The sequence below is a fragment of the Streptomyces rubellomurinus genome (genome assembly GCF_000961885.1).
Lineage (GTDB): Bacteria > Actinomycetota > Actinomycetes > Streptomycetales > Streptomycetaceae > Kitasatospora > Kitasatospora rubellomurina.
The window spans coordinates 1-450 of sequence record NZ_JZKH01000328.1; the positions used below are offsets into that span (position 1 = coordinate 1).

The following is a 450-nucleotide window of genomic DNA, read 5'->3' on the forward strand; positions in this document are numbered from 1 at the left end:
CGCGCAGGCGGCGGCGGGGGTGGCGGGTGTGATCAAGATGGTGATGGCGATGCGGCACGGGGTGCTGCCGCGCACGCTGCACGTGGACGAGCCGAGCCGGGAAGTGGACTGGGGCTCCGGTGCGGTGGCGCTGCTGGCGGAGGAGGTGGCCTGGCCCGAGACCGGGCGGCCGCGCCGGTCGGCGGTGTCCTCGTTCGGGATCAGCGGGACGAACGCGCACGTGGTGCTGGAGCAGGCGCCGGAGGTCGCCCCCGCGACGGGCGGCGGCCATACCGGGGTGGTGCCGTGGGTGCTGTCGGCGCGCTCGGAGGTCGCGTTGCGGGCGCGGGCGGCGCGGTTGGCCGCGCGGGCGGGTGAACTCGACCTGGCGGATGTGGGGTTGTCGCTGGCTTCCATCGGCGCAGGGTTCGAGCGGCGGGCGGTGGTGGTCGGTTCGGAGCGGGCCGAGCT

1 protein-coding gene is annotated in these 450 nt (G+C 76.2%); it reads left to right on the forward strand.

Annotated elements, in window-relative coordinates; translation table 11 throughout:
• Nucleotides 1-37 precede the first annotated feature (37 nt).
• A partial coding sequence (locus tag VM95_RS38050; RefSeq protein WP_341846061.1) for a ketoacyl-synthetase C-terminal extension domain-containing protein occupies nt 38-450 on the forward strand: 413 nt, incomplete at its 3' end.